A 25,982-nucleotide genomic window follows, 5' to 3' on the forward strand; every position below is an offset into this window, starting at 1 on the left:
TGGGAGTGCAGCATGCTTGATGTTGTCATCGACCTCGTTCCTGCCGGCTTTGAACCTCTCCGCAAAACGATCGCAACGATGAGGATCGCGAACTGCTCCAATCTGGCAGACCTTTCGAACTATCGTGTCGAGGCAACGGAAGGACGTAACGACGTGGCTGGCCTTCCTCCACGCAGCGTGAGTACCACGATCGAAGGCCACAATCGCCGCCAAAGCGTGTGGAGCCTGATTGCAAAAGCCGCGGCGGCGGCCACCATCACCGAAGGTGATCCGTTGTGAATACCACCCCGCCCTTAAGGCAATTCTGCCATCCGCGGCCAAGAACATGGATTAACCATGGGGTCGCCCCGTTATTGATAGGTGTCGGACCATCCCATGCATCACCCCCGAAAACCTGAGGCACTTAGCCGACTCTTTACGTCCGCAAAGACGGAAAGACCGGTCCCGATACAATGTGCTCTGTTCGAGGACGCACTTGTCCGTGCATCGCTGGATCCTTCTATTCTGGCGATCGAACTTTTTCGGCCACCTGCCTGGTCGCCATCACCCCGAGAACCGATTGTCGTCGTCATTCGTGGCAACAGGCGCTTCGTGCTCCGCGTCGAAGGGACGAAAACGCATTCCGCGGATAAGGTAGATCCAACGCAGTATCGTGCGAATCCCCTGGCTCTTCCGGAAATCGTGTTGACCGAAGCAGACCTCCGCAGCGAACCGCTATGCACGAATAACCATCTTGTTTGGTCACATAGGCGCCGGCGCGTATCAGCAGGGCTCAGCTTTCAAATCACGCAGACGCTAAGGGAAAATGGCGCGATGACTTTGGGCGAACTGGTTTCTGCAATCAGGGTGCTCGGCAATTCTGACGCGGCAATACTCGCTCTCGCTTGTTCGAATTTGATCGAGCTGGATCTCGAGATGCCGCCCCTTGGGCCCGCTACCGTTGTAAGATACCGCGCTCCAAGCGGGATGGTCCGCGAGGTGGCTTGACCAGCGCAACGCCAGGCCTCGCTTGGATGTCACTCTGCGGACGTGCGTTTGTTGGCTTAACTTCCTTTTGGCAGACGAACGGCCATCCTGCCCGGGATTTTGTTCGGCGACCCATTCTGTTCACTTTTTTTTGAAAAGGCTCCAGGGACAGGATTCCCGTCAACAGATTTTGCGAAATGTGGCGACTCATCCCGCGTTCTGTCCGGCACTTAAGATCCGCTGACGACCTCACACCGATCATTCAGTGTCGGTGCCGCGGCCTCGCAATGGAATCGGGGCGGCCCAGAGTTTGCGAATCGTCAGGGCGCATAGCGAGCGCTTTAAAAACCGCAAGTCAAATTTTGAATTTTCGCTAAGGGATTCAATTCAAAGGATTTTACGGACTTTGCTGTGGCGAAGCGCCGGCAAACGAGTCAGGCTTTTTGCGTACATGCAAAAGGAGACGCCCGTGTAACATCTGAAGGAAGCGGACCGAAACAGAACGAGACCTGATGGCGTCAGGTCTCATTCCAATCGTTCGTGATTTGCAGCTGGAAAGAATCCAACAACCAACACCAGGATTCTCTCCGAACATTCAACAATTGGCAAGCGGCATTTCTCGCCGCTCACGTTCGCGCGCGGTTATTCACGCGGGCAAGGAGAGATCATGACCAAATGGATCCAAAGGTGGGATAGCAAGTGCGACGTTTGGCGGTGTCCCTTTCTGGTTGATAGGAGCACGGCGTCTATAAGAGCAGTGCGATGGCGCGCCTCCGGTACGCAGTTCACTGATCCGGCGCTCGACCGTGCCTAGGAGGTACGGCCATGACGAACCGCGCCGACCGCAACAAACAGAATATCGCCAGCCCGCCGAACGTGATCGGATCGGACGGTGGATTGCCGGGCCGCCACCACTCTCGCATCGACGCGAAACAAGTCAACGATCTCGAAAACAATGCTTTGTCCACTAATGGACCTCACGCAACGTACAAGGTTCAAGGAGCAACCAGATCTAAGAAAGGACGGTACCGCGCAAAAACGCACCGCTTAATCAAGGGCGCTGAAGAACGGAAGATACGGACCGGTCGGCGCAACCACTTTGTCGGCGATGTGCCGATGACACGATTGAATGGAAAGCTAGTTTCCGGGGAGTCGCTCCTCGAAATTGACGCTCTTACTGTCCTGGACTTCGACGGCGGTTTCGCCGACGTCGTCGCTCAACCGTTCACGACGACCATCACGGTCGGCTTGAAAGAGCGTCGCTGGACGCCAGACTTCCTTATCCGGCAAAATGACCGTCCGAATGACGTCATCGAAGTGAAGATGCTGTCGTGGCTGTATCACAAGGACCCTGCGAAGGCCACGCTCGCAAGAAAACGACTCGAGGCGATGCGCGTCGCATGCTCGAAACTGGGCCACAATTTCAGCCTTTGGACAGAGGATGAGATTCGCGTTGAGCCGCGGCTCTACAACGCCAAGATGGCGCAGCGGCACTGCGGCCCGCTCGTACCGGAGTCCTCGATCGTTCTCGGGCTGTCAGCCCTGGTCGCCACACCTGACAGCATTGCCATCCGGAAATTCGCAGACCTGATTGCGCCGCTTCATCCGATCCATGGATTGGGTCTGGCTATCAAACTGGAACGCCTCGGACATGTTCGGATTGACCGGCGCCAGAAGTATTCCTTCTCATCCATCATGACCAAGATCGCTACCATCGGGAGGAAGACCTAAATGCAGGTCCGATTCACAAAGGGTGGCCAAGTGCGGCTGTACGGCCGACCTTATCTCGTCGATGGCTACGTCGACGGCTATTGGCATTTCTCGCCCCAAGACCCAACGGATGAGTACGCAAGACCGGCCAAGTTCACGCCGACAGTGGTGCGAACGCTCGCACGTGAAATGAAGCTCACTTCGAATGCAGCATATCTGGCGTTCTCGTCCAACTTGCGCGAGGCATTGACCTGCGACTGGGGAGCGTTTTCGACCACCGAGCAGATGTCTGCGCACAAGAAATATCCGTTCGTAAAGGCCATTGACGAACTTGAGCTCGTCTATCGCGACAAAACAAAAGTGGTCGCCGATTTGATCAAGTCGGTTAACGAGAAGACCACTGATCCCTTTGATAAGGATGAGCTTCCGGAAAAACGAGCGGTACTCCGTTGGTATTTGCGATGGGTGTCAGCCGGACGCGACATTCGCGCGCTTGTCGACTTCCACAACAAGAAGGGGAACCGCAAAAGTCGCCTCAAAGATTGGGAACTTCACGAGATAAACCGTGCGATAGGCGAAACCTTTAACGCGGAGATTCGCGGCTCCGAAACTGCCACCTGGAGACGCGCGCGCAATCTCATTCTTCTCCGTGCCGATCGCGACGGACTTACCCCGACCGCCGGCGCGAAGAAAGTGCTCGGGAAGAACGCAATCGCGCGCGTGCTGGGAAAACGGGATAAGTATCCCCTTATCGCGAACCGCTTCACAAAGTGGCACGCTGACATGCAGATCCGCAACCTCGGCGTGGGTCCCAGTGGAGATTACTCGCTCGACGAATGCGAGGTCAGAGCCGGCTCCGCAAATTTGAACAGGTCGATAAGTGGAATTTCTGCCTGACAGCGGGCACGCTGAGCCTGCGAATCAGGAGAGACCATGAACAGACGACCGCGCCGGAACCACACCCCGGCCTTCAAGGCGAAGGTGGCACTTGCCGCCGTCAAGGGTGACCGGACGATAGCCCAACTGGCCGAGCATTTTGACGTCCACCCCAATCAGATTACCGCCTGGAAGGCCCAGTTGGAGGGCGGTGCTTCCGGAGTTTTCGGATCGGGGAACATGGCGGCGGCCGCGCCTGCTATCGACGTGAAGTCGCTGCACGCCAAGATCGGGGAGCTGACGCTGGAGAACGATTTTTTAGAAGGAGCGCTCACCAAGGCGGGATTGCTGAGCGCAAAGCGATGATCGACCGTGAGCACGATCTGTCGATCACCAGGCAGGCTGAGGTTCTGCGGATCAGCCGCGGCAGCGTCTATTACCTGCCGCGTCCGGTGCCGGACGCCGATCTCGCGATCATGCAGCGTCTCGATCGGCTGCACCTGGAGTATCCCTTCGCCGGTTCGCGTATGTTGCGAGGCCTGCTGGCTTTGCAGGGGTGCAAGATCGGCCGCCGGCATGTGAAGACGCTAATGAAGCGGATGGGGATAGAGGCGCTCTATCGCCGTCCGCGCACCACGAAGCCCGAGCCGAGCCACAAGATCTATCCGTATCTGCTGCGCGGCATGCAGATCACGCGGCCGAACCAGGTCTGGGCGATGGACATCACCTACATCCCGATGGCGCGTGGCTTCGTCTATCTCGCCGTCGTGCTGGACTGGGCGACCCGCCGGGTTCTGTCCTGGCGGCTGTCGATCACGATGGAGGCGGCCTTCTGCGTAGAGACCCTGGAGGATGCTCTGGCTCGTCACGGCAAGCCGGAGATATTCAACACGGACCAAGGCTCGCAGTTCACCGGCTCGGCCTTCACCGGCCTGCTCGCCAGCAACGGCATTGCCATCAGCATGGACGGCAAGGGCGCATGGCGCGACAACGTCTTCGTCGAACGGCTGTGGCGCAGCGTCAAATACGAGGAGGTGTACCTGCGGGCCTACGAAAGCGTCGGCGAGGCGCGCGACTCGATCGGCCGATACCTCGACTTCTACAATGGTCGCCGACCGCACCAAAGCCTTGACGACGCCACACCCGATCAAGCCTACTTCAACCAGCCGCCATTCCGCTTGGCGGCCTAAACCCGGCAGACGCTCCACTTATCGAGGCGGAGATTCTGTTCAGACAACCGGGACCGGCTCTGTCGATCACACCCCATTGGATCTGATGATCCGAGACGAGAAAACTGGCGCTCTGCTTGGTAAACCATACCTGACCGTCGTCATCGATCGGTACAGCCGCATCATCACCGGGTTCGATCTAAGCTTCGCTCCGCCCAGTTGGGTCAGCGTGATGAACGCTCTGCGGATGGCGGTATTGCCTAAGGAGCGCTTCCTCGACTCGGTTGGAGGCGGATTCCAGTTCCCTTGGCTCGTCTACGGCGTTATGTCGCGATTGTTTTGCGACAATGGGCCCGAATTCCGCTCGGAATCGATGCGCGCAACGGAGTCCGTGCTCAACTTTAAAGTCATCGACGTCCCCACCTGCCGCGGAGATTTGAAAGGCAAGATCGAATCCTGGTTCAAGACCCAGACGAAACAATTGACTCACCTTCTTCCAGGTACCACGCGGTCGAATGTGCAAGATCGTGCTGAATACGACTCCGAGGGCAATGCAATTCTGAGCTTGTCCGCGGCCATGCTCATCATCACGATCTACATCGTGGATATCTACAATCAGGAGAAGCATAGCGCCACCGACGAGATTCCAGCCGAGCGCTACCTGCGTGGAATCGAGATCGGCGGCCAACCGCTTGCGCCGCCGGAAGAATTGATTGCCCCGATGACCGGGCTCGTCGTCCGACGCAGTCTTCAGCGCGGTGGTGTTCGCTACAATCGGCTGCGATGGAATTCGAACGCCTTTATGGCCCTGCTGAACCGTGTCGGACCGGGTGCTAACGTTATGGTCAGGATCGACCCGCTTGACCTGCGCGTTGCTTCAGTTCTCGACGAGGAAACGGGAGAATGGATCAAGGGCGACCTGCTGAGCGAAACCGAAGTCGAAAAATACACTTTGGCTCAGTACAATCACATCCGCAGTGAGCTCGATGCTTTGGACGTCTACGACGAAGAGCGCGGCCTTAAATTGGCCAAGGCGGCCCAGCGAATTCTTGACGTGGTCGAGGCCCACAAGAAACCTAACAAAGCTGTCAGCCGACCTGTCGCCCGGTTCATGACCGAAGGCCGCAAACCAACGGAACACATCCACCAGTCTAGGCTCGATCCCGACGAGAGCGAACGCCCGCTCACCGGCCATATCTTGAGGGAAGACGGGCCCAAGTCCGCGCCGCCCGACGCGCGCGGTCCCTATCGCGAACGCGTACTTCCCACACCCAAGTTTGAGCCGGAATTTCCGCCGCAGCATCCGCGAGCTGTGACGTCACCACCCGTGACACCAGAGGCCGGCTCAGAATCCACCGCCGTTTCGCAGACGGCACTCACCGGGCGGCGTCGCCCAACATCAGGGGCCCTCGTATGACCCGCAGCTCAAGCACCAGAACGACCTCCCCGTGTGCACGCTTCGTACGAACGGCATCACATTTCATCGATGCCGTTGGAATTCCCACGTGCTCCAACAATTACGCAGTCGGCTTGGGCCCTCCCCGAAAGTTAACCTCGCATTCGACGCGCGTGATCCGACCAACTTTAGCGATATGACCCACGTTTATGTATGGGACAGCAACAACGCAAAATGGATCGTGGCGTCTCTGGTAATCACGCCAAACTTCGGTTCGATCTGACAGATTCCATGCACCTTCGGAAGACGCAACCATGATTGATCAGCAAATGTCCAACTGGAGCGGCGTTCCGGCGTCGGAACGCCGCCAGCATATCAGTCAATACGTCGCATTCACGCCAAGCCTGAAGGTAACCCTCGGCATCGTCGGCGATTTGTATGATACCTGGCGTGAGGCTCCCGAAGGCGAGATCTCGTTCATAAAGGGGGAGACCCGAGCCGGAAAGACCACCGCAATCGACGAATTCATTCTCGACAAGCACGAAGCATTTTCCAAGCAGTTCGAAGGCCGGGACGGCTGCCACGTTCATCCACTCGGTCCTGATTCTGCTTTGTGGGCGATCGAAATCGAGACCAAGGAAAATGGATTCATTCGACCCATTGTGAAGATCCAAGTCTCGAAGAAGCCGAGATTCAAATCCCTCTTCGCTGATGTTTTAGCGACCATGGGATTCAAGAAGAAGATAACGGACGGCATGACATCGGATGAGAGGCTCAATCTCATGACGACGCAAATGCGGGAGCAGCAAACACGTTGTATCGTTTTCGACGAGGTTCACCACATCTCGGAATATAAGGATCCCGAGGGGATGTACGATGCTGGCGACGTATTCAAAATCGTCGCAAAGGTTGGACGTACCGGGGTACTCTGCGCCGGTCTTCCGCACATGATGGAGATTGTTGACGCCAATCCGCAGGTCCGCGAACTCATCCGGGGCAATCACACCGTCGAGCCATTTAAGCTCGACCTGGATCCATTGTCGGACCTGAAGCAATTCATGGCAGCCGTGAACAAGGAAATGCCCTTCGACCAGCCGTCTTGCTTGGACGAAGACGATATCCTTTTGCGCATCGCGCTTATGAACGATATGTTCACAGGTCGCATCGCGAAATTCGTCCACCGCGTTGTCGCCTACGGTATCACTGTAGGAGCTCCGTGCATCGATCTACAAACTCTCGTCGACTACGTTAGATTCAAAATGGAAATTAAGGACGACGCTAATATTTTCCTCGTCGCTCGGGATGTCGTCAGCGGGTATCCGGCTCTCATGGAAAAGGAGCGCAAAGAGCGCTTGCTGATGGCGGAAAAGCGCCGCGCCAAAGCGGCCCAGCAGGCTCGTACGAAAGCCGAGTTCGGAAAGCGGGGATAGATCAAATGCAAACCGCCCCCACTCTTCTGCCGCGCTGGTTACAGCCGGAACCGTACGAGCCTCCTCACGGCTGCCTGCTGAGGCTTGCGGAGCGGAACGGACTGCCTGGAATGAAGACACTGCGCTCGATGACGGGCCTCGCTATTGGCCGCATCAAGACCGGCAAAGACCTCGAAATTCTTGCAGCGGCGCTGCATTGCGATGTCGAGACACTCCGAAGCACCGCGACCTTTGAAAGCAACAATGCACGCGCGATCGTTGGTGGGCAGATATTGCGTCCAGGGACCGACCTGACGCTCGGATCCAGGCGCGCTTGTCCAGCATGTCTTGCTGAAGCCCCCTATCACCGTCTTTGGTGGGACTGGACTTTCGTCACAAGCTGCCCGGTGCACAACTGCATGCTCGCCAGAAACTGCAGTTGCGGCTCTACGTTGACGTGGAAGGACGGCTCTCCGGTTAAATGCCATCTCTGCAAACGTGGTGACGTTAGAGAGCTTACCCTGGAGCCGGCAGATCCGAAGGTAACCGCGCTCGATCGCTGGTCTATGGATCGCTTTCTCAATCCTGACCAAGGTCATGTGCATTTTATTGATGCGATTCCGCTGGGACATTCGGTCGAAATCATGAAACGTATCGGCGTTCTAAACCTCGGTGGATATCACCCACGGTGGCCGGGACTGTCTGAGCTTGGTGAATCCCATGTCGTTCGGGCGAACGGTTTCCACTGCATTGTAACCGGTGCCGTGGATGCTGCACTCGATCGTTCCTATGAAGAGTATCTGGGAGCTACGCAAGATTCAGCCCCCGCTCTTGGTCGCATGTACGGATGGTTTTATCCATGGTTCCTGTTGAACGGTGGACCGCGCCTTTCCGCGGGCTTGGGAGAAATCATTCTAAAGAATGCTTCGGAGAAGATCCAAGTCACGCGCCGAGCATTCGCGTCGCTGTTGCGAATGAAAACAAGTCCGTTGACGCTTTCTGAAGCCGCATCCATGTCGCGAGTTCGGCTCTGCACGATGCGCAAGCTGCTGGCCGTCGAGGGTTTAGTCCGCGCGGAGAAACGAAAAGGCGCCCCGATTCTTGTCGAGCGCGCCACCGCCGAACGCATAGCAGCCGACTTGCGGCAATCGCTGAACCTCGCCAGTCTGGGTGCCGCATTGAGCCTCAGCCAGACGGCACTAACAAAGCTGGTGCGCAGCAGCCTTCCGCCGATCTGGATTCTCGGTGGTCGGCGCGGCCAACAGGGTTATCTTTTCCGAGGAAACGATGTGCAGCGGTGGATGGAGACGATCATCGGCACGGCCGCCACGGTCGAAGTGTTGCCTCCTGGCACCATCAGTCTCGCCAAAGCTCCACGCCGCTGCTCAATCGCCATCACTGTTCTAGTCCGCGCGATTATTGCCGGAGATTTGAAAGTGGTAGCGGTGTGGGGCGAGAAACGGGACTTTAAAAGCGCGCTCATTCGGATCGACGCTGCGCTTGCATACAAAGAAAAGATCGGGGCCGAAGCCGCCAAAGATCCTCTACAAAATTACGTACGCTCGAAATGAGCCGCTAACACCCGTCAGTGTACGCATACGACGAGGACCGCCTGATTGACGCATGCGCGCGGGCACGGCGGACTGTATGATAGCGTTGCGTGAAGGTCAGGCGGCCTGCTGATCGGCGGGCTTGTCGGCTTGGCGCAGGAGCTTCCACTCCCAGGGCAGCAGTTCGTGCAGACGCGATGCGGGAAGATCGGCGATACGGGCGAGGACGTCGGCGAACCAGGCCTTGGGATCGACGTCGTTGAGGCGACAGGTCGTGATCATCGTCAGCATGATGGCGGCACGGTCGGCGCCACGCTGGCTGCCGGCGAAGGTCCAGTTGCGCCTTCCCAAGGCGATGCCTCTCAATGCGCGCTCAGCACAATTGTTGGTCAAGCAGATCCTGCCATTGTCGAGGAAGCGGGCGAAGTCGTCCCAGCGCCTGAGCATGTAATTCATAGGCTTCAGGACCTCGGAGGAGCGCGAGAGGGTTTCGCGCTCACGCAGCAACCAGGCGTGCATGTCCTCGAGAAGCGGCTTGCTCCTTTCCTGGCGCGCGGCGCGCCGCTCGTCGGCGCCGCAGCCGTTGATGGCGCGCTCGATCTCGAACAATGCATCCAGGCGCCTGACCGCCTCCAGCGCGATCGGGGAGATGGGTTTGCCCCTCATGCCTTCCCGGGCATTTTTCTCGATGTCGGCCAGCTCGAAGAAGCCCCGCCGCGCATGGGCGAAGCAAAACGCCGGCGTGATTGGCAGCTCCTTCATCCGCGGGTCGAACAGCGGCTCGAAGCCGTTGTAGCAGTCGGCTTGCAGGATGCCGGCGAAGGAGGCCAGATGCTTCTGCGGGTGCTCACCCCGCCGATCGCTCGAGGCGTAATAGACCGCCGCCGGCGGCGCAGGCCCGGCGAAGGGCCGGTCATCCCGCACATAAGTCCAGATCCGCCCGGTCGTGCACTTGCCCTTCGCCAGGATACGGATGGTGGTGTCGTCGCCATGAAGGCGCTCGGCGGCGAGCACATGGCGCTCGATCAGGTGGAAGAGCGGCATGACGGCGAAGGTCCCGTGGCCGACCTGGTCGGCCAGCGTCGACAACGGCAAGTCGATCCCCTCGCACTTGAAGCGCGCACTCTGGCGGTTAAGCGGGATATGCATGCCGAACTTGTCGAACAGGATCGTCGCCAGCAATTGCGGGCCGATGAAGCCGCGCGGCGTGGCATGGAACGGCGCGGGCGGCTGGCTGATCTTCTCGCAATCGCGGCAGGTGAACTTCTCGCGTACCGTCTCGATCAACTTGAAGCGGCGCGGAATCTCCTCCAGCGTCCTCGTCACATCCTCGCCGATCTTCGCCAGCCGCGATCCGCCGCAGCAGGCGCAAGTCGTTGGAGCCTCAATGACGACGCGATCGCGTTCGATGTCATCCGGCCATGGCTTGCGCACCGGCCGCTTGCGCATGAAGGGGCGGACCTTCTGCGTCTTCGCCGCTGCGGCCTGCGCGGCAAGCTCATCCTCGCTCGCCGTGGTGACGAGTTCTTCGAGCTCCAACTCCAACTGCTCGATCAGCCGTGCCGTGCGCTCGGAGCGCTGCCCATACAGTTCGCGTTTGAGCTTCTCGATCCGCAGCTCAAGATGCGCGATCAACGCCTCGTTGTCCGACAACTGCGCCTGCACGCTGGCAGCTACCGCCTCGGCTTGCAGCCGCGCCTCACGCTCGGTCCGCAGCGCCGCCAGGGCACTCACAAGGTCCGAAGGAAGATCGTCCGGTTTCAACGTCACGAAGCCAGTGAATCAGATTTTCCGGCAGCTTCAATCGCAAAATGCTATCCCACTCGCGTTGGACGCCACGTTTCTTGAGGATTGCGCCAGTCGATGCCGGACAACAGGTAGGAAAGCTGCGCCGGAGAGATCGTCACTGCTTCACCAGCAACCGAAGGCCAGATAAATCTTCCTCTCTCGAGTCTTTTTGTGAACAGGCATGCTCCCTGGCCATCATGCCAAATCGCCTTCAAAAGATCGCCTCTGCGCCCGCGAAAGCAGAACAAATGACCGCCGAGAGGATCCCGCTTCAGGATCTCCTGCACCTGCAAAGCCAGCGACGGGAAGCCGCGACGCATGTCCGTGTAGCCCGTCGCAAGCCAAACCCGGGCACCAGTCGGGATTGGAATCATCGCAGAGTCTCCAGCCCTCGCACGATCCGCAGCAGCGCCGCCACGTCAACACCGCGATCAACGATGATCCGCCGTCCGTTCCCACTCACGATCTCAATCCGTCCAGAATTTCGTGCAGCACACTCACCAGGAGATGTCGTCTCCCGCTCCACAAGCACGGGCACAAACCCGACGGCGTCGGACGCTCCAAGCCGCCCCTCGCGAAACGCCTTGCGCCAGGAAAACAACAGTTGGTTGGAAATCCCGTGTCGTCGCGCCGTCGCCGAGGCCTGCCGTGGGCAGGAATGGCTCTCCTCCACAATCCGGAGCTTCGCTTCGTTCGTCCACCGACGTCGCCGGCCGGTGTTGACTACTTCCAGGCCGATGACCTGATGATTGTCCTTATGCATGTCCATAAGGTCAATCAGCTACACCCAAGGCCTGCTTCGCAAGGCGGCCTTCCTCGTAGGCGTACCCGTCAGTCGCCCATCCGAACGGAGGTAAGGGCCCTGCTTATGGCACGGGCTCAAACCGCATTTGTCTGAGCGGTAGCGGCCCTCCTCGACCTAACTTTAAAACTGTGAGCGGCTTGGACTGTGGATGCCAACATTGCGGCAAGCCGGCGATCCTGAATGAGGACACCGCTCAGGCCTCGGCGAGTACGCCTCGGGAGAACTTACCATCTTTTGGGGTGGAAACCGGTGACTCTTACCATCAATTGGGGTGCATCGTGCAAACTTATGGGGTGCAAAGTCACGCAGTTGCAGGGCTTTTTACGATCGAACTGCCGCCTTTTGGGGTAAGCAACAACTAGGTCGCAGGTTGTAGGACGGCGCAATTTCGCGCCGTCCTTGATATTTAAGAACAAAACAGGTACACTTGAAACTTCAATGGAGGAATCCAAATGGCCAAGAAAGACTATCACGTCGTCCCAAATAGTGGTCGCGGCGGTTGGGATGTGAAGCGCGAAGGCGCTGATCGCGCGAGCGGCCATTTCGACAAAAAGTCCGACGCAATGGAACGCGGCAGAGATTTGGCTCGCGAGCGAAAAACGGAACTGGTCGAACACGGTCGCAATGGTCGTATCCAAGACAGCGACAGCTATGGCAACGACCCCAATCCACCCCGGGATAAGAAACATTAAAATGCAACACGAGGATTACCCTGCTTTATTTTTGAGCGCCGATGATGCTTCGAACAATTATCAGACGTTTTTTGTTCGCCTCATCCAGGGCGAATACGCGGCACTTTTACTGGCATCCCTATTCTCCATGAGCTTTCTGAATGGCGCGGGTTATTACGTCACCTACGCTATTTTTCTTTTTGCTGGCCTAGTCATTCTTCTGACTCGATCTCTCCGAAAGCCAGAACAGGATTGGTACCGTTGTCGTGCATTGGCGGAGAGCGTGAAGACTCTGACGTGGCGATACGTCATGCACGCCACTCCATTTCAAAATGAACAGTCCGCAAGATCAGAGCTGCGGAATCAATTACATTCAATCTTCGAAGAAAACAGATCGACCGCCGAAAAAATTACCAGTGACTGGTCTGGCAACGATCAAATAACCAACGCGATGAACAGCATACGAAACATGAAACGCGATGAACGGTTGACCTACTACACTGCAAACCGCATCGACGAACAACGCGCTTGGTACACGAAAAAAGCTAGTCAGAACAAAACAAACGCAAAGTTTTGGGTCTGCGTAAGTGCAGCAGCTTACGTTATTGCAGGTGCGATGGCATTGACGCGCATTGCACTTCCTAATTGGCAATATTGGCCTATTGAACCGATAATCGTTGTCGCAGCTTGCATTGTCGGCTGGATGCAAATTAAAAAATTCATTGAACTTACCGCAGCGTACACGGTCGCTGCGCACGAAATTGGGTTGATCAAACTTCGAGCCGACCCGTCAATGAATGACGATGATTTCTCAGAATTCGTGAACGACGCTGAGAAAGCATTTTCGCGCGAACATACTTTGTGGATCGCAAGACAGTCAGACTAACGGAGCATACGATGAGTTATAACCTACCCGCCTATGTCGTATTTGATGGCGACAACGACAAATGGGCGTACGGCTTCATGAAAGGCTGGAAGCAGAACGACCGCGTTGAGTTTGATTTTCGCGATGCCCACGACCTCGACAATATGACCGGGCGCGCTCAAGACGAAGCATATGTGAAATCAAACTTGCGCGACAGAATGAAAAAGTCCGGTGCTGTAATTGTATTGATCGGCGAGAAGACAAAGAACTTATATAAATATGTGCGTTGGGAACTCGAGTTGGCCCTTGAGTTAGATATTCCCATTGTCGCAGTTAATCTGAACAAAAAGAATGGAAGAGACGAGAACTTGTGTCCAGCCATCATTCGCACAAGCGGCCGTGTGGTTCACGTTCCATATTCAAGGGAGGCGATCAAGCATGCTCTCGACAACTTCACAGCCTCTTTCAAAAACATGGCGCTGGAACAGAAAGCGAGTGCCTCTTGGTACTATAAGAAGTTTGACGCTTGATCAGTGCAAGCGCAATCCCTGACGAGAGACCGCACCTTCACCATGGGACGCTGCCTTACAGCGCGATAGCTTTAATCATCATCGCGCCCTTGCTGTGGGCGTAGCAGCGGCTCTCGTTCATGAGCAATGCCCTGCGCGCGCAAAGCAACCGTAGCCCGGATGAAGCGCAGCAAAAATCCGGGACTAAATTGCAAGTTAACGCGTCTCCGTATTGCGCTTCGCTCGATACGGGCTACGGCGTATCGACCGACCGCCCGTCACCCGTGCCCTCGTGACCTTGCCTCACGCGCCTGCAATCCCCACCTAAAATGGATCGCACACGCACGAGTCACCCGCTTCCATGAAGAAAATCGGATTTCTCTCCTTCGGCCACTGGTCGCCCTCCTCGCATTCACAAACGCGAACCGCCTCTGACACGCTTCTGCAATCCATCGACCTCGCCGTCGCCGCCGAAGAGCTTGGCGCGGACGGCGCGTATTTTCGCGTGCATCATTTCGCGCGCCAGCTGGCCTCGCCCTTCCCGCTGCTCGCCGCTGTCGGCGCGAAAACCAGCAAGATCGAGATCGGCACCGCCGTGATCGACATGCGCTACGAGAACCCGCTCTACATGGCGGAGGACGCGGGCGCTGCCGATCTCATCGCGGGCGGGCGTTTGCAGCTTGGCATCAGCCGTGGTTCGCCCGAACAGGTCATCGAAGGCTGGCGCCATTTCGGCTATCAGCCCGCCGAGGGCGAGACCGACGCCGATATGGGACGCCGACACGGCGAGGTGTTCTACGACATCATCCGGGGCAAAGGTTTCGCGCAGCCGAATCCGCGCCCGATGTTTCCCAACCCGCCCGGTCTGCTGCGCCTTGAGCCGCATTCGGAAGGTCTGCGCGACCGCATCTGGTGGGGTGCCGCGTCGAACGCGACCGCGGTGTGGGCGGGCAAGCTCGGCATGAACCTGCAAAGCTCGACGCTGAAGAAGAACGAAACCAACGAGCCTTTCCACGTGCAGCAGGCCGCGCAAATCCGCCTCTACCGCGAAGCGTACAAGGAAGCGGGCCACACGCGCACGCCGCGCGTCTCGGTCAGCCGCAGCATCTTTGCGCTGATGGACGATCGCGACCGCGACTATTTCGGGCACGGCAATGAGGGCGGCGACCAGATCGGATTCATTGAAGCGGATATGCAGGCGATCTTCGGTCGCGGCTATACGGCCGAGCCGGACAAGCTGATCGAGCAATTGAAGTCGGACGAAGGCATCGCCGAGGCCGACACGCTGTTGCTGACGGTGCCGAACCAGTTGGGTGTCGATTACAATGCGCATATCATTGAATCGATCCTGAAGCATGTCGCGCCTGCGCTCGGCTGGCGCTGAACGGCACTCGCATTCTGTAGTGGCTGCGTCATACGTTAGCAGCAGAGCGGCGATTTCGGCAACGTCCTGACTTGCAATCTCGACAAGCGTTGAGGTATCCCGCAACAACTCCCCGCGCCAAGGCCGCCCGCCGCTAACGTCCGCCCCAAAGCGTCCTCCGGGACCATTCAAGGGACATCCGGAGAAAGATACTCCGCTTTGCGTTATCTAAGTGCGCTATGCTCCTGCAGGGCACCGGCATCTTATGCCTGAAAGGACCATCCCCATGTCACTCACCTTCCTTCGCGCCCAGGGTCACGATTACCAGACCGGCACGTTCCTGTTCTTCATGGCTGACGGCGAAACCGAAATTCAGTGCGGCGTCTCGGACTCCGCGATGGACGATGCGGAGAAGGCGCGCAACGTCCGCGAAAGCCAGCGCGGCGATCAGTTCGCGCGTCTGCAGGACCGCATCACGACCTGCGCTGCGCAGAAATACAGCGACGGCCATCTGGAAGCGGGAGCATCGCGCATTCTCGTGCGCTCGATCGACCTCACGCCGCGCAAGTAACGGCGGCTTCGGCGGCCCGATTCATCAACGGGAAACGATCCCGCGCTAGACTACGCCCATGAAACGAAACCTGTGCGACGGCGCGATTGTCTCGGCAACTGCCATCGTTCTGGCATTGTCCGCCATCGGCGCTGCGGACGCAGCCCCCCGAGGCAAACCCAACCAGATCCGTTACGAGTATGTGCCGCCGAAAGATCCGGCGCATCAGCCGATCCACGACCAGATGAAGCAGGGCCGCGCCCTCGAACATTTGCGGGAGTTGCTCAGTCCGCTTCGCCTGCCCTATCCCTTGAAGCTCAAGGTCGCGAGTTGCGACGGCGTTCCGAACGCCTGGTACGGGGACGAAGCCATCACGGTCTGTTACGAACTGCTGGCGGAAATTCAGAAGAACGCGCCGAAGCAGGACCTTCCCATCGGGATTTCCCGCGCGGACACCATGCTGGGCCCGGCGCTCGATGTCTTTCTGCACGAGACCGGCCATGCGGTGTTCCACATGCTGGACATTCCCGTGCTCGGCCGCGAGGAAGACGCCGCCGATCAGTTCTCGGCCTATGTCATGCTGCGGCTCGGCAAGGAGGAAGCCCGCAAAATGATCCTCGGCGCAGCCTACGGCTACAACGTTCAGATGCCGCAGGGGCCGCAGGTCACCGTTCCGGTCGATGCGTTTTCCGATGAACATTCCCTGCCCGCGCAGCGCGCGTACAATGTGCTGTGCATGGCCTACGGCGCGGACAAGAAAATGTTTGCCGACATCGTCGAAAAGGACTTGCTGCCGAAGAAGCGCGCCGAGAGCTGCGAATACGAGTACGAGGATCTCACCTTCGCCATGACGAAGCTGATCGGGCCGCATATCGACAGGCGTGTGGCCCGGAAATTTCACGAGGTCTGGGCACGAACCGTCACCGCCCGGCGCGCGCGCCTCGCGCGTCCGTGAGTCCGGATTGCGCGGGGCTACCCCATCCGCTCGCCCCAGCGAAGGCGGGGATGAGTGGAATGGGAACTTGCTCGTAGTTTGTTTCTACACCTTCCACCCCGCACGCGCGATCTCTCCGCTTACCGTCGCGACCCGCCCACCTTTCCACCCTGCTCCCGTTTGATGTAGGATTCGCCACCTGCCCGCGTTGCACACACGCGGTGCGGGACAAACAACAATAAACCAAAAGCTGCGGCTCGCCAGAAAGCCGCGCATCAAGGAAGGAAACGCTGAAATGAAGTCCCTCGTCCGGGCGCTGGGTGCGCTCGTCGTCATCTCCGCCGCTACCAGTGGCGCATCGGCACAAACATCTGGTCAGGGCTGGCCGAACCGGCCGATCCGCATGGTCGTGCCCTACACGCCGGGCGGCTACACCGACATGATGGCGCGCCTTGTCTCGGAGAGGATCGCGGCCTCGCTCGGGCAAAGCATCGTGATCGAGAACAAGCCCGGCGCCAACGCCGCCATCGGCACCGATACGGTCGCCAAGGCCGCGCCCGACGGCTACACCTTCGGCACCGTGATCGCGGCGCATGCCGTGAATGCAACGCTCAAGGCGAACCTGCCCTACAACACCGAAAAGGATTTCACCTATGTCTCGCTGATGAGCGTCGCGCCGCTGATCCTGATCGCGACGCCTTCGCTGCCAGCAAAGGACATGAAGGAGTTCATCGCGCTGGCCAAGGCGAAGCCGGGCCAGCTTAATTTCGCATCCAGCGGCATCGGCTCCGCGGCGCACCTGACCATGGAGATGCTCAAGAGCCGCGAAGGCATCAATCTTCAGCATGTGCCTTACAAGGGCACTGCAGGCGCGCTGCAGGATCTGGTGGGCGGCCAGATCAACGTGATGTTCGACATCATCGGACCGCTGATGGAGCAGGTGCGCGCGGGCAACGCGCGGGCGCTCGGCGTCGCCGCGAAGGAGCGCGTTCCGGCGGCCGGCGATACGCCGACCCTGATCGAACAAGGCGTGAAGGATTTCACCTCCGGGACCTGGGCGGGCATCGTCGCGCCTGCGGGCGTGCCCAAGGAGATCGTGGACCGCATGTCCGCCGAGGCCAAGAAAGCCCTCGCCGATCCCGAGCTGAAGAAGAAGCTCGAGCAGCAGGGCATCGTCCCCATGGGCACCACGCCGGAGGAGTTCAAGACGTTCGTCGGCGAGGAAGTCGCGCGCTGGAAGCAGGTCATCACCGCGGCCGACGTCAAGGTCGAGTAGCTAGCGCCGCGCAGTCCGCTTCACAGACAATCCTGCGGCCTTGCAATGCCGCCGGACGGCTGCGGCGATCTCGGTCGCCGCACGGCTGCGCGCACGGCCGCTGCGCCATATGATAGCCGCGGTGCGTGTCACGCGCGGCTGGACGATCTCGATCTGCCTCAAGCCGCTCTCATCACCGATGGCTCGCTCAAAGAGGATCGCTGCCGTTTGTCCCTGGAGACGAACCGTCTCAAGCATCGCACCGATCGAACTCATCTCCAGCCAGATATCGCCGTCGATCCAGTTTCCAAGCTCGGCATTGATGATCCTGCGCGACAGAAACCGCTCTGTTTGCACCGCCAGTCGCAGACCCGACAGCATCCGCGCGCTGACGGATTTTCGCGACGCGAGCGGATGATCGTCCCGCACGACAAGCATCAGCCGCTCTGAGAACAGGGCCTCCGCTTCCACGTCGGTGCGCCCCGGCGCTGCGAACGACAGCCCCAGGTGCAGCGCTCCACTCGCAACCTGCGCCGCGATGTCCGGCGCGGGCAGATCTTCGATGGAAATATGAATTCCGGGATATGCGTGCGCGAACTCCGCGATCACCGCAGGAAGCAGCGTGGTGTTGTAGGTGTGGATAACGCCGATCCGGAGCCGGCCACGCACGAGGTCGCGAAGACCATCCAGCGCGAACCGCCCTTCGTCCACTTCCTCCAGCGCACGCCGCGCGTAGTCGGAGAATGTCCGTCCCGCGTCGGTGAGCTGAATGCCGCGCCCGATGCGGTCGAACAGCTGGGTGCCGAGCAAAGCTTCGAGCTGTCCGATCTGATGCGACAGCGTCGACTGCGTCACATGCAGCACATCGGCCGCGCGCGAGATGTGCTCGGACCGGGCGACCTCCAGAAAATATCGCAGATGCCGAAGCTCAACCATTTATCGATGCCATCGATTGATCTGGGCGATATATATCATTTGACTCATTGGACAGTCCACCTCCTATGGGATCGCAAAAACACACAGAACCCTGCGGAGGACACGTTTTGCGGAAGATTTTGATCGCGATTTGTATGGTTTTGGGCATCGGCCAGGCCACGGCCGCCGACTATCCCACGCGCCCGATCCGGCTGATCGTCCACTTCCCGGCCGGTTCGTCCACCGACGTCATCGCGCGCACGTTTGCCGATAACATCTCGAAGAAGCTGGGCCAGCAGATCATCATCGACAACAAGCCCGGCGCGGACGGTGCGATCGCGGCCACCGAGCTGAAGCGCAGCGCGGCGGACGGCTATACCATCCTGCTCGCGACCAACAGCGCGATGTCGGGGGTCCCGGCGACGCGCAAGACGCCGCCTTACGATGTCACCACCGACTTCACGCCGATCACCGAGATCGGCCGCTACAACTTCTTCCTTTATGTCAGCAAGGACGTCCCGGTTAAAACCCTGAAGGAACTGATTGCCTATGCCAAGGCGAACCCCGGCAAGCTCGCCTACGGCTCGGGCAACATCACGGGCCGTCTGGCTTTCGCCTCTGTTGTCGCCGCGAACAACCTCGATGTGACGCCCGTTCCCTACAAGGGCGAACCACCTGCCATCACCGACCTGATTACCAACCGTATCCAGGCGATGGTCGCGACTTCCGGCACAGGTCTTCCTCAGGTGAAGGACGGGAAGATCCTGGCACTGGCGACTATTCTCGAAAAGCGCAGCGCCGCCGCGCCGGACGTGCCGACCATCGCCGAAGCAGGCTTTCCGGATTTCAAGATCGAGCCATGGTTAGGCTTGTTCGGTCCGCCGAACCTGCCCCGCGACATCGTTGCCTTGCTGAACACCGCATTCAAGGAGGCCATGTCCGATCCCGCCGTGAAGCAGCGGATGATCGAGCAGGATTTTGCGTTGACGCCGTCGACACCGGAAGAGCTCGGTGCGCTTGTGAAGCGGCAGCTCGACATTCACCGCAAGATGGTCTCCGCCGCCGGGATCGAGATCATCGAGTGAGGATCGCCGCGCGCGAGCCGTTTGCCTTGGGCATGAAGCCGGCAGTATTGGGTATCTGGGGGAGCTGACTGTAAATCAGTCGCTCCTTCACACGCTATGCCGCGGCCGCGCGATCTCGCCGCGCGTGGTAGCGATGCCCATCTCGAAACTGTCGGCGATGCGTCGGGCGCGGATGATGAAGGCCTCGGCCACGTCCCCCTCGAAGATTTCGCGCGCGGTCTTCTCAAATAACACGAGCCAACGGTCGAAATGCTCGCCCTTCAACGGCAGCACCAGATGCGGGCGCATCGGGCGGCCATCGTAGCGGCCGGTCTTGAGCAGCATCGACGACCAGAAATCGCTGATCTGCGCGATGTGATGGTCCCAGTCCTTCACCGCCGCATTGAAGATCGGACCGATCAGGTCATCGGCGCGAGCGCGGCCGTAGAACGTCGCGACGAGTTGCGCAATGTTCCCTTCGGTCAGGTCGGGGTGGAAGGTGTGAATGGCGGGCGCGGGATTGTCGCTCATGCGGCTGATGTAAGCCGCCGGACCGCCGCAGGCAACCGGCGCAATGCACACCCCTGCTATTTACAGAGCCCGCGCTATTTGCAGACCTTGTCGCGCCGTTTGTCCTAAATTTTCCAGCGCTGCTGTTTGAAACAGCGTGGACGCACTTCCTGTTTGATCCGGATCAAGGCGCCGTCTAGTTTCCCATGCTCAAGCCGATACGACCGCGACAGGGAGACCAACATGTCCGCATCCGAGATCGCAAACCGTCATTTCGCGGCGGCCGTCGCAGAGGCCAAGATCGCCGGGCTGGATGCCGACGCCGTCTGCCGTTCGCTGCTTGGCCTCGTCGTCGCCAAGTACCTCGAAACAAGGAGCGTGTCCGACGTTCAATCGGAGCTCCGCTTCCTTGTCGACAATTGCGATCCCGACACGGACTTCGCCTTCATGCGGCCGTGAAAGCGATAATTGACGGAATCCATCACCCGGTCATTCCGGGGCGCGCGAAGCGCGAACCCGGAATCTCGCAGAGCTCGTCGGGATACCGGATCAACGCGCGCTGCGCGTTGTCCGGAATGACGGGAATGACCCTCGATAGGCGCGTTAGCTCGCCTTGCCGTAGTCGTAGAAGCCGCGCCCCGTCTTGCGGCCGAGGTGTCCGGCATCGACCATCTCCTTCAGCAGCGGCGCAGGCCGGTACTTGGGATCGTTGAAGCCGGTATAGAACACCTCCATCACCGACAGCATGGTGTCGAGGCCGATCATATCTGCCAGCGCCAATGGGCCGATCGGGTGATTGCAGCCGAGCTTCATGCCGGCGTCGATCTCTTCCGCGGAAGCGATGCCTTCCTGCAGCGCGAACACCGCCTCGTTGATCATCGGGCACAGAATGCGGTTGACCGCAAAGCCCGGACTGTTCTTCGCGGTGACCGCCACCTTGCCGACGCGCTGCGCGAAGGCGAGCGCCTTGGCGTGGGTGTCGTCGGAGGTCTGCAGCCCGCGGATCAGTTCGAGCAGTTGCATCACCGGCACCGGATTGAAGAAATGCATGCCAATGAAGCGGTCCGGGCGATCTGTCGCCGCCGCGAGCCGGGTGACCGAGATCGACGAAGTATTGGTGGCGACCAGCGCGCGCGGCTGCAGGTTCGCGCAAAGATCCTTCAGGATCTTGATCTTCAACTGCTCGTTCTCGGTCGCGGCCTCGATCACCAGATCGCAGGAGGACAATTTCGAGTTATCGGTGGTCGCGGTGATCCGTTTCAGCACGGCATCGCGGTCGGCCGCGCTCATCTTCTCTTTCTTGACCAGCCGATCGAGGCTGCCGCCGATGGTCGCCACACCGCGCGCGACGGCTGCGTCGGAGATGTCCACCATCACCACCGCGAGCCCCGCAGCCGCGCTAATCTGCGCGATGCCGTTACCCATGGTGCCGGCTCCGATGATGCCAACGGTTTCGATCATGTCTCTTGTCCTTTCATTGCTTCAATCCGGCAACGAGCCCTTGCGCCGCATGCGTTCGCTGTACGGCCCGGGTCGCGCCTCATCCATGGATCGGGTATCTACCCCGCCGCGCCCTGGTGCGCTACAGGTAACAATCCTGCCAGCGTCAGCGCTCCCACCCCCGGTTATGTCGGCAGTGGCGTCCCCACCTGCTCCGCCACCATGTACGCGGCGTACCATTCCGGCCAGTTCGCATCATGCTGGCCGCCGGTCCGCTTCTCATGCTCGCCGTGCGCGATCGCCGCACGCGTCAGCGCCGCCGCGAGTTCAGCCGACGACGTGAAGATCGTATCCCCCGCCTCGACGCGTCCGGGCAATCGCGTGGTGATCTCCTGGAACAGCCAGCCGTTGCCGTCCGGATCGCTGAACGAAGCGTATGAACCGTAGCTCCCCCGATGGGGAGCCGGGCCGTTGACCCGGTGCCGTCCGGACAGGAAGGGCTCGTCCGAACCGGTGTGTGTATCGCCGGTGCCGTGAAACACTTCCCCGACCGCGACGCCGCGACCGAGCAGGTCATTGCGGGCGGCCTCGATGTCAGAGACGATCAGATACAGCCCCCGTGCGGAGCCGGGAGCCGCTGCGGTGACGTTCTTTCCAAAGATGACGGAGCAGCCGGAACCCGGCGGCGTGAACTGGATCACGCGCCAGTCGTCTCCAGCAGCAAAGTCGGCATCCAGCCTCCATCCCAATCCACCATAGAAGCTCTTGGCGCGATCGACATCCGAAACAGGGACGACGACGATCTCAAGCTTCATGTCGTGTCCTCGCGCGGGAGTTCCGGTTGCAGTTTCGCTACCTTCCTGGGTGGTGCTCATGCCTGGCTCCTTGGGTTTGTGTGCCTTGGCGATAAACGTGAAAGCGTTGGGAAAGACCGCAGTGAATGGAACCCAGCCTACATGGACAGCAGCGGCGCATGAATCATTTCGTTTGCCGTTGATCAGGATCAACTCCCTCGTCTGGCTGATGCCTCGTGCTGCCCTGAAGGTCGATCCGGACGATCAGCCGCCGGGAACCAAACTGCCGCCGTCCTCGTTGAATCGTCAGTCTTGGCGGCAGAAAGCTGTGTTGGGGGACAGCGGAGTTCACGACAATGGACGATCAGGAAACCGTCATCGCGGCTATTCAGGAAGCGCGTCGCATTCTTGGCCGCAACACCGGGTCCAGCCCACAGGACCTCGAGGCAACGATCGACGGTTTGCGGTCCGTGCTTGATGACGATCAGGTCGTACGCGCGCTGGAGCGGATCAGCCAGCGAAGTCAATCCACGCCATCGAAGATCGTTGAAAGCCCTTGGAGTTAAATCTTTCGGTTGAACACACAGGAGAGACCCGATGGAGTCCGCTCAGGCGTTCAAACATTTGCGCACCTTGATCAAGGCTGCGTCGGAAACCGACGACACGGCGCTGATCCATATGCAGTTGACCATGATGACTGTCATCATCGACAAGGCTGCCCCGAAACGAAAGGCCTATGCACCCTTGTGGCTGAGTGGCCCTAGCTCCAGCGAGGAAGCGCCCAGGGACCACACCTCGGCGGGATGAGCGGAAGATGGACACACGCCTGTCAGTACGGCGGCACCTTCTTTGCGCGCTGGGTCTTGGCGGCTTCCACCCACCACATCAGGTCGTCCGCAAAACGCGGGAAGGATTTCGCGAGCGCCTTGCCGCCCTCGCCGGTCGGCTCTCCCGTTTCTGAAAGCGACTGGCCAATCGGCCCCACCGCGATGGTGCTCGATGTCACCACCATGCCCATCTCGGACAGCGTGCCGTGCCAGGCGAGCGCCGCCCTCACGCCGGAAAACCGCCCTGCCGAGTAACTGGCGATGGCGGCGGGCCGCCAGAACCACTCTTCCAGAAAATGATCGGTGAGGTTCTTCAGGCCCGGCTGCAGGCCCCAGTTGTATTCGCCGGTGACGAACACAAAACCATCTGCGGCGATGATCTTCTGTGCAAGCTCCTCCAGCGCCGCTGGCACTTCGCCCTTCGGGTATTCCTTGCGCATCCGGTCCAGCATCGGAAGATTGACCTTCTTGGCGTCGATCAATTCGACGTCGGTGCCGCGCTCGCGCAAGCCCTTGACGATGAAATCCGCAAGACGAATGCCCATCCGGTCGGAACGGTAGGACCCATAGAAAACGAGAATGCGGTCGGTCATGGGCGCGCCTCTGGTTGCGGGACGACAGAAAGCGTAGCCCGGATTGGAGCGCGGCGAAATCCGGAGGGAGCGGAACAACAACCCGCGTTTTGGGTTTCAAATGGCGCGGTCATCATTCCGTGCTCCGACCTGTCCCTTGATTGAGGAGCAAGAGCAATGGTTCGAACGATCCTCATCGCGGCCGTGCTTTCCGCGACCGTCACCGCCGCTTTCGCCCAAGACGCTCGACGCGGCGGAACATCCGACCAGCAAAGCGCCTGTTCAAAGGATGTGTCCCGTCATTGTCGTCCGGTGATGAAGCAGGACGATTACGTGATTTTGGGATGCCTGAAGGAAAACCGCGCCAAACTCAGCAAATCATGTCTCAGGGCTCTGGCCGAGAGCGGCCAATAGCCCCGCGCCGGAGGAAGCGGAGCGAAATCCGGGTGCCGCAATACGCCCGATCGAATCCCTATCTTGTCCCGTCTTCACGGGCCGCTGCGACGAAACACTCGCAGCTTTCAAAACAGGCCCCGTTGCGACATGATGCGCTCGTTCCTTGAGAGCGTTTTTCAGCAAGCTGTTGCGAGGTTTGTCGATGGCGATCTGGAATAGAATTCGGCGGGTCCGCGCAGACGATTATCAGACCTGGCAGCCCATCGACGAAACACCGATCCCCTTGAGCATCGGACGGATCTGGCTGGCGGATAAGGACGGCAATGCCCGGCGCGCGATGTCATGGACATGGCCGGCCCTCAAGCGCCGCGAGCCCGGAAAATATCGTCAGTGGATGATGCGCGTCCACGGCGCAAAGGAACCGCCGTCTGCGACGGCTTGAGAGAGCGGCGCGCTAGATCACGTCGCGGTGCAAGCGGTCGGTCCGCGCTTGCCGTGCCTGAGCAAGGTGCCTTTCTTGTTCATCGTCAGCGTAATGCCCCGGCCCGTATAGCGCTCGCCCGTGAGGGTGAACCGCTTCTTCAGCGCCACAGCCTTTCCATCGATTTGCAGATGCACCTGCTTCGGATCGTACTTCAGGAAGGCCGCGGTGAAACGCGCGCCGTCGGCGCAGATGAAGCTCTGGAACGTCTGCGCAGCGACCGGCGATACACCGCTAGCGGCCAGCACGGCACAGGCCGCTGCAGAAAATGTGATGAGCCGTTTCATGTCTCGCCTCTCCTGAACCATCAAGCGGACGGTGGGTCGTTTGCGCTGACCTTGTTCGCCTTGATCCTGTCTACCTTCGCCTTGATCCGCGCACGAATGGCCAGACCGGCGAATGCGCATGCGCCGACCCAACCGACGAACTGCAACGAATCGAAGCCAGTCAGCAACACCGCGCCGATGCACAGCGCCAGCGTAGCCACTTTCAGGCGCGCGTCACGGCCGAACAGCGACACGATGAACGGCAGGAACAACACCAGCGATGTCCCGGACACGGCATAGCCGAATCCGCTCCAGCGATCCATGAGGTACCTCCCGGTCCGACGCCTAACCGCGTCGCCCGTGCCAGCCTAGCAGGCCCACCTTTCCTGTGCATATCGCAACAGTTCGCGGGAGTGGTCACACGCATGGGGGTAAACTGGACGGATCGTCGGCGATTGCGATTTCGCAAGCGTCTTCAAACACCTGTGGTCCTTCGGTTGTTGTCCCCGAGTCCGTCCTTGGGTCGATTCCTGGATCGATTCTCGGGCGCGTCGTCCCCGGTCTGGAGGGAGAGTTCAGATGCTTACAAATGTAGCGCTCCGGGATGCCAGGCCGGCGGTGATCGTTTGCCCGGGCTGCGCCAAGCACCTGATGGACGTCAAGGACGTTCGCTGGGCGATGACCAAGCTCGAGTTCACCTACGAATGCTCGGGCTGCGGCGCCGAGACCATCCGCGCGATCGCGGGCGACACGCCGATCTTCACCTCGCGCGCGACGACGCATCTGCGCAGCCTCGAGATTTTCCGCTTCAGTCCCGACGCCGCCGAGCGGCCGCGTCATCGCGCGGTGGAAACCGCGATCAGTTCGCAGGTGGTCCGCGAACGCCGGACGGTCTGAACAG

30 protein-coding genes are annotated in these 25,982 nt (G+C 59.6%); 20 read left to right on the plus strand and 10 right to left on the minus strand.

Translation table 11 applies throughout. From position 1 onward, the window contains the following. Nucleotides 1–12: 12 nt before the first annotated feature. The 7 genes from BN32_RS06500 (at nucleotide 13) to BN32_RS06535 (ending at nucleotide 9,097) form a co-directional block, all read left to right on the plus strand. Nucleotides 13–279 carry a hypothetical protein gene (locus BN32_RS06500; RefSeq protein ID WP_019197324.1) on the plus strand — a complete coding sequence of 89 codons (267 nt, stop codon included), beginning with the start codon at nucleotides 13–15 and terminating at the stop codon, nucleotides 277–279. A gap of 1,512 nt (nucleotides 280–1,791) precedes the next feature. After that, on the plus strand, nucleotides 1,792–2,697 hold the full coding sequence (locus BN32_RS06505) for a hypothetical protein (protein ID WP_019197326.1): 906 nt from the start codon (nucleotides 1,792–1,794) through the stop codon (nucleotides 2,695–2,697). Beyond that, nucleotides 2,698–3,573 (plus strand): hypothetical protein, encoded by an 876-nt coding sequence (locus tag BN32_RS06510; RefSeq protein WP_040425518.1) that lies wholly within the window; start codon nucleotides 2,698–2,700, stop codon nucleotides 3,571–3,573. 36 nt (nucleotides 3,574–3,609) lie between these two features. Continuing rightward, a protein-coding gene (locus BN32_RS06520) for an IS3 family transposase (protein ID WP_156946936.1) occupies nucleotides 3,610–4,742 on the plus strand; the annotation gives its coding sequence in 2 pieces (ribosomal slippage) (nucleotides 3,610–3,865 and nucleotides 3,865–4,742; 1,134 coding nt in all). Next, nucleotides 4,657–6,138, plus strand: a complete 1,482-nt coding sequence (locus BN32_RS06525) for a Mu transposase C-terminal domain-containing protein (RefSeq protein ID WP_156946950.1) — start codon at nucleotides 4,657–4,659, stop codon at nucleotides 6,136–6,138. The genes BN32_RS06520 and BN32_RS06525 overlap by 86 nt, the downstream gene beginning before the upstream one ends. A gap of 293 nt (nucleotides 6,139–6,431) precedes the next feature. Continuing rightward, nucleotides 6,432–7,547, plus strand: a complete 1,116-nt coding sequence (locus tag BN32_RS06530; protein WP_019197328.1) for a TniB family NTP-binding protein — start codon at nucleotides 6,432–6,434, stop codon at nucleotides 7,545–7,547. 5 nt (nucleotides 7,548–7,552) lie between these two features. Then, nucleotides 7,553–9,097, plus strand: a complete 1,545-nt coding sequence (locus BN32_RS06535; protein ID WP_082773568.1) for a TniQ family protein — start codon at nucleotides 7,553–7,555, stop codon at nucleotides 9,095–9,097. Nucleotides 9,098–9,193: 96 nt separating this feature from the next. Here the strand turns inward: BN32_RS06535 and tnpC are convergent, their stop codons facing one another. The 3 genes from tnpC to tnpA are packed head-to-tail and all read right to left on the minus strand — an operon-like array spanning nucleotide 9,194 to nucleotide 11,633. Beyond that, nucleotides 9,194–10,846 (minus strand): IS66 family transposase, encoded by a 1,653-nt coding sequence (gene tnpC / locus BN32_RS06540; protein ID WP_019200279.1) that lies wholly within the window; start codon nucleotides 10,844–10,846, stop codon nucleotides 9,194–9,196. Between the two features lie 44 nt (nucleotides 10,847–10,890). Beyond that, a complete protein-coding gene (gene tnpB, locus BN32_RS06545; protein ID WP_019200280.1) occupies nucleotides 10,891–11,238 on the minus strand; it encodes an IS66 family insertion sequence element accessory protein TnpB in 348 nt (115 codons plus the stop codon). Next, nucleotides 11,235–11,633: an IS66-like element accessory protein TnpA gene (gene tnpA / locus BN32_RS06550; RefSeq protein WP_019200281.1), complete on the minus strand. Its 399-nt coding sequence runs from the start codon at nucleotides 11,631–11,633 to the stop codon at nucleotides 11,235–11,237. The genes tnpB and tnpA overlap by 4 nt, the downstream gene beginning before the upstream one ends. 488 nt (nucleotides 11,634–12,121) lie before the next feature. Here tnpA and BN32_RS26010 point away from each other — a divergent pair, with 488 nt between their 5' ends. The 7 genes from BN32_RS26010 to BN32_RS06585 all read left to right on the plus strand — a co-directional run bounded on the left by BN32_RS26010 (nucleotide 12,122) and on the right by BN32_RS06585 (nucleotide 17,837). Then, on the plus strand, nucleotides 12,122–12,361 hold the full coding sequence (locus BN32_RS26010) for a DUF2188 domain-containing protein (protein WP_082773567.1): 240 nt from the start codon (nucleotides 12,122–12,124) through the stop codon (nucleotides 12,359–12,361). Nucleotide 12,362: 1 nt separating this feature from the next. After that, nucleotides 12,363–13,226 carry a DUF4231 domain-containing protein gene (locus BN32_RS06560; RefSeq protein ID WP_019197331.1) on the plus strand — a complete coding sequence of 288 codons (864 nt, stop codon included), beginning with the start codon at nucleotides 12,363–12,365 and terminating at the stop codon, nucleotides 13,224–13,226. Between the two features lie 11 nt (nucleotides 13,227–13,237). Continuing rightward, the gene (locus tag BN32_RS06565; protein ID WP_019197332.1) at nucleotides 13,238–13,735 is read left to right on the plus strand and encodes a TIR domain-containing protein; all 498 of its coding nucleotides are present in this window, start codon (nucleotides 13,238–13,240) and stop codon (nucleotides 13,733–13,735) included. Between the two features lie 340 nt (nucleotides 13,736–14,075). Then, nucleotides 14,076–15,098, plus strand: coding sequence for an LLM class flavin-dependent oxidoreductase (locus BN32_RS06570; RefSeq protein ID WP_019197333.1), 1,023 nt, complete (start codon nucleotides 14,076–14,078; stop codon nucleotides 15,096–15,098). A gap of 265 nt (nucleotides 15,099–15,363) precedes the next feature. Next, nucleotides 15,364–15,648 carry a DUF1488 family protein gene (locus BN32_RS06575; protein WP_019197334.1) on the plus strand — a complete coding sequence of 95 codons (285 nt, stop codon included), beginning with the start codon at nucleotides 15,364–15,366 and terminating at the stop codon, nucleotides 15,646–15,648. A 58-nt stretch (nucleotides 15,649–15,706) separates the two neighbouring features. After that, entirely contained in the window at nucleotides 15,707–16,582 is an 876-nt protein-coding gene (locus BN32_RS06580) for a DUF4344 domain-containing metallopeptidase (RefSeq protein WP_019197335.1), read from the plus strand. A gap of 274 nt (nucleotides 16,583–16,856) precedes the next feature. Then, nucleotides 16,857–17,837: a Bug family tripartite tricarboxylate transporter substrate binding protein gene (locus tag BN32_RS06585; protein WP_040426066.1), complete on the plus strand. Its 981-nt coding sequence runs from the start codon at nucleotides 16,857–16,859 to the stop codon at nucleotides 17,835–17,837. On the opposite strand, the gene BN32_RS06590 is transcribed toward BN32_RS06585, so the two are convergent. Beyond that, nucleotides 17,838–18,752 (minus strand): LysR substrate-binding domain-containing protein, encoded by a 915-nt coding sequence (locus BN32_RS06590; protein ID WP_019197337.1) that lies wholly within the window; start codon nucleotides 18,750–18,752, stop codon nucleotides 17,838–17,840. A gap of 107 nt (nucleotides 18,753–18,859) precedes the next feature. Here BN32_RS06590 and BN32_RS06595 point away from each other — a divergent pair, with 107 nt between their 5' ends. After that, nucleotides 18,860–19,816 carry a Bug family tripartite tricarboxylate transporter substrate binding protein gene (locus BN32_RS06595; protein WP_040425520.1) on the plus strand — a complete coding sequence of 319 codons (957 nt, stop codon included), beginning with the start codon at nucleotides 18,860–18,862 and terminating at the stop codon, nucleotides 19,814–19,816. An 87-nt stretch (nucleotides 19,817–19,903) separates the two neighbouring features. Here BN32_RS06595 and BN32_RS06600 read toward each other — a convergent pair whose 3' ends face one another. Next, a complete protein-coding gene (locus tag BN32_RS06600; protein WP_040426068.1) occupies nucleotides 19,904–20,326 on the minus strand; it encodes a group III truncated hemoglobin in 423 nt (140 codons plus the stop codon). Between the two features lie 222 nt (nucleotides 20,327–20,548). Here BN32_RS06600 and BN32_RS06605 point away from each other — a divergent pair, with 222 nt between their 5' ends. Then, nucleotides 20,549–20,764, plus strand: a complete 216-nt coding sequence (locus BN32_RS06605; protein WP_019197340.1) for a hypothetical protein — start codon at nucleotides 20,549–20,551, stop codon at nucleotides 20,762–20,764. Between the two features lie 144 nt (nucleotides 20,765–20,908). Here the strand turns inward: BN32_RS06605 and BN32_RS06610 are convergent, their stop codons facing one another. Both BN32_RS06610 and BN32_RS06615 read right to left on the minus strand, forming a co-directional pair. Continuing rightward, nucleotides 20,909–21,766: a 3-hydroxybutyryl-CoA dehydrogenase gene (locus tag BN32_RS06610; RefSeq protein WP_019197341.1), complete on the minus strand. Its 858-nt coding sequence runs from the start codon at nucleotides 21,764–21,766 to the stop codon at nucleotides 20,909–20,911. A gap of 164 nt (nucleotides 21,767–21,930) precedes the next feature. After that, nucleotides 21,931–22,620, minus strand: a complete 690-nt coding sequence (locus BN32_RS06615; protein WP_040426070.1) for a VOC family protein — start codon at nucleotides 22,618–22,620, stop codon at nucleotides 21,931–21,933. Between the two features lie 275 nt (nucleotides 22,621–22,895). Here BN32_RS06615 and BN32_RS06620 point away from each other — a divergent pair, with 275 nt between their 5' ends. Both BN32_RS06620 and BN32_RS06625 read left to right on the plus strand, forming a co-directional pair. Continuing rightward, complete coding sequence (locus BN32_RS06620; RefSeq protein WP_019197343.1) at nucleotides 22,896–23,105, plus strand: hypothetical protein; 210 nt, start codon at nucleotides 22,896–22,898, stop codon at nucleotides 23,103–23,105. Between the two features lie 31 nt (nucleotides 23,106–23,136). Next, on the plus strand, nucleotides 23,137–23,346 hold the full coding sequence (locus tag BN32_RS06625; RefSeq protein ID WP_019197344.1) for a hypothetical protein: 210 nt from the start codon (nucleotides 23,137–23,139) through the stop codon (nucleotides 23,344–23,346). Between the two features lie 22 nt (nucleotides 23,347–23,368). Here BN32_RS06625 and BN32_RS06630 read toward each other — a convergent pair whose 3' ends face one another. Further along, nucleotides 23,369–23,959, minus strand: coding sequence for an NADPH-dependent FMN reductase (locus BN32_RS06630; protein ID WP_019197345.1), 591 nt, complete (start codon nucleotides 23,957–23,959; stop codon nucleotides 23,369–23,371). 577 nt (nucleotides 23,960–24,536) lie between these two features. Between BN32_RS06630 and BN32_RS06640 the strand changes: the two genes are divergently transcribed. After that, nucleotides 24,537–24,776 carry a hypothetical protein gene (locus BN32_RS06640; protein ID WP_019197347.1) on the plus strand — a complete coding sequence of 80 codons (240 nt, stop codon included), beginning with the start codon at nucleotides 24,537–24,539 and terminating at the stop codon, nucleotides 24,774–24,776. Nucleotides 24,777–24,793: 17 nt separating this feature from the next. On the opposite strand, the gene BN32_RS06645 is transcribed toward BN32_RS06640, so the two are convergent. Together BN32_RS06645 and BN32_RS06650 are read right to left on the minus strand one after the other, a co-directional pair. Continuing rightward, entirely contained in the window at nucleotides 24,794–25,102 is a 309-nt protein-coding gene (locus tag BN32_RS06645) for an MliC family protein (protein WP_040426072.1), read from the minus strand. A gap of 20 nt (nucleotides 25,103–25,122) precedes the next feature. Further along, entirely contained in the window at nucleotides 25,123–25,404 is a 282-nt protein-coding gene (locus BN32_RS06650) for a hypothetical protein (protein WP_019197349.1), read from the minus strand. Nucleotides 25,405–25,660: 256 nt separating this feature from the next. Here BN32_RS06650 and BN32_RS06655 point away from each other — a divergent pair, with 256 nt between their 5' ends. After that, a complete protein-coding gene (locus BN32_RS06655) occupies nucleotides 25,661–25,978 on the plus strand; it encodes a hypothetical protein (protein WP_019197350.1) in 318 nt (105 codons plus the stop codon). Nucleotides 25,979–25,982 lie beyond the last annotated feature (4 nt).

Origin of the sequence: Afipia birgiae 34632, from assembly GCF_000308295.2 — a bacterium.
GTDB classification, from domain to species: Bacteria; Pseudomonadota; Alphaproteobacteria; order Rhizobiales; family Xanthobacteraceae; genus Afipia; species Afipia birgiae.

Bases quoted from the DNA above. Each gene is read 5' to 3' on its own strand.
- BN32_RS06500 (WP_019197324.1), top strand. From the start codon at position 13: ATGCTTGATGTTGTCATCGACCTCGTTCCTGCCGGCTTTGAACCTCTC.
- BN32_RS06505 (WP_019197326.1), top strand. From the start codon at position 1,792: ATGACGAACCGCGCCGACCGCAACAAACAGAATATCGCCAGCCCGCCG.
- BN32_RS06510 (WP_040425518.1), top strand. From the start codon at position 2,698: ATGCAGGTCCGATTCACAAAGGGTGGCCAAGTGCGGCTGTACGGCCGA.
- BN32_RS06525 (WP_156946950.1), top strand. From the start codon at position 4,657: ATGGTCGCCGACCGCACCAAAGCCTTGACGACGCCACACCCGATCAAG.
- BN32_RS06530 (WP_019197328.1), top strand. From the start codon at position 6,432: ATGATTGATCAGCAAATGTCCAACTGGAGCGGCGTTCCGGCGTCGGAA.
- BN32_RS06535 (WP_082773568.1), top strand. From the start codon at position 7,553: ATGCAAACCGCCCCCACTCTTCTGCCGCGCTGGTTACAGCCGGAACCG.
- tnpB (WP_019200280.1), bottom strand. From the start codon at position 11,238: ATGATTCCAATCCCGACTGGTGCCCGGGTTTGGCTTGCGACGGGCTAC.
- tnpA (WP_019200281.1), bottom strand. From the start codon at position 11,633: ATGGACATGCATAAGGACAATCATCAGGTCATCGGCCTGGAAGTAGTC.
- BN32_RS26010 (WP_082773567.1), top strand. From the start codon at position 12,122: ATGGCCAAGAAAGACTATCACGTCGTCCCAAATAGTGGTCGCGGCGGT.
- BN32_RS06560 (WP_019197331.1), top strand. From the start codon at position 12,363: ATGCAACACGAGGATTACCCTGCTTTATTTTTGAGCGCCGATGATGCT.
- BN32_RS06565 (WP_019197332.1), top strand. From the start codon at position 13,238: ATGAGTTATAACCTACCCGCCTATGTCGTATTTGATGGCGACAACGAC.
- BN32_RS06570 (WP_019197333.1), top strand. From the start codon at position 14,076: ATGAAGAAAATCGGATTTCTCTCCTTCGGCCACTGGTCGCCCTCCTCG.
- BN32_RS06575 (WP_019197334.1), top strand. From the start codon at position 15,364: ATGTCACTCACCTTCCTTCGCGCCCAGGGTCACGATTACCAGACCGGC.
- BN32_RS06580 (WP_019197335.1), top strand. From the start codon at position 15,707: ATGAAACGAAACCTGTGCGACGGCGCGATTGTCTCGGCAACTGCCATC.
- BN32_RS06585 (WP_040426066.1), top strand. From the start codon at position 16,857: ATGAAGTCCCTCGTCCGGGCGCTGGGTGCGCTCGTCGTCATCTCCGCC.
- BN32_RS06590 (WP_019197337.1), bottom strand. From the start codon at position 18,752: ATGGTTGAGCTTCGGCATCTGCGATATTTTCTGGAGGTCGCCCGGTCC.
- BN32_RS06600 (WP_040426068.1), bottom strand. From the start codon at position 20,326: ATGAGCGACAATCCCGCGCCCGCCATTCACACCTTCCACCCCGACCTG.
- BN32_RS06605 (WP_019197340.1), top strand. From the start codon at position 20,549: ATGTCCGCATCCGAGATCGCAAACCGTCATTTCGCGGCGGCCGTCGCA.
- BN32_RS06610 (WP_019197341.1), bottom strand. From the start codon at position 21,766: ATGATCGAAACCGTTGGCATCATCGGAGCCGGCACCATGGGTAACGGC.
- BN32_RS06615 (WP_040426070.1), bottom strand. From the start codon at position 22,620: ATGAGCACCACCCAGGAAGGTAGCGAAACTGCAACCGGAACTCCCGCG.
- BN32_RS06620 (WP_019197343.1), top strand. From the start codon at position 22,896: ATGGACGATCAGGAAACCGTCATCGCGGCTATTCAGGAAGCGCGTCGC.
- BN32_RS06625 (WP_019197344.1), top strand. From the start codon at position 23,137: ATGGAGTCCGCTCAGGCGTTCAAACATTTGCGCACCTTGATCAAGGCT.
- BN32_RS06630 (WP_019197345.1), bottom strand. From the start codon at position 23,959: ATGACCGACCGCATTCTCGTTTTCTATGGGTCCTACCGTTCCGACCGG.
- BN32_RS06640 (WP_019197347.1), top strand. From the start codon at position 24,537: ATGGCGATCTGGAATAGAATTCGGCGGGTCCGCGCAGACGATTATCAG.
- BN32_RS06645 (WP_040426072.1), bottom strand. From the start codon at position 25,102: ATGAAACGGCTCATCACATTTTCTGCAGCGGCCTGTGCCGTGCTGGCC.
- BN32_RS06650 (WP_019197349.1), bottom strand. From the start codon at position 25,404: ATGGATCGCTGGAGCGGATTCGGCTATGCCGTGTCCGGGACATCGCTG.
- BN32_RS06655 (WP_019197350.1), top strand. From the start codon at position 25,661: ATGCTTACAAATGTAGCGCTCCGGGATGCCAGGCCGGCGGTGATCGTT.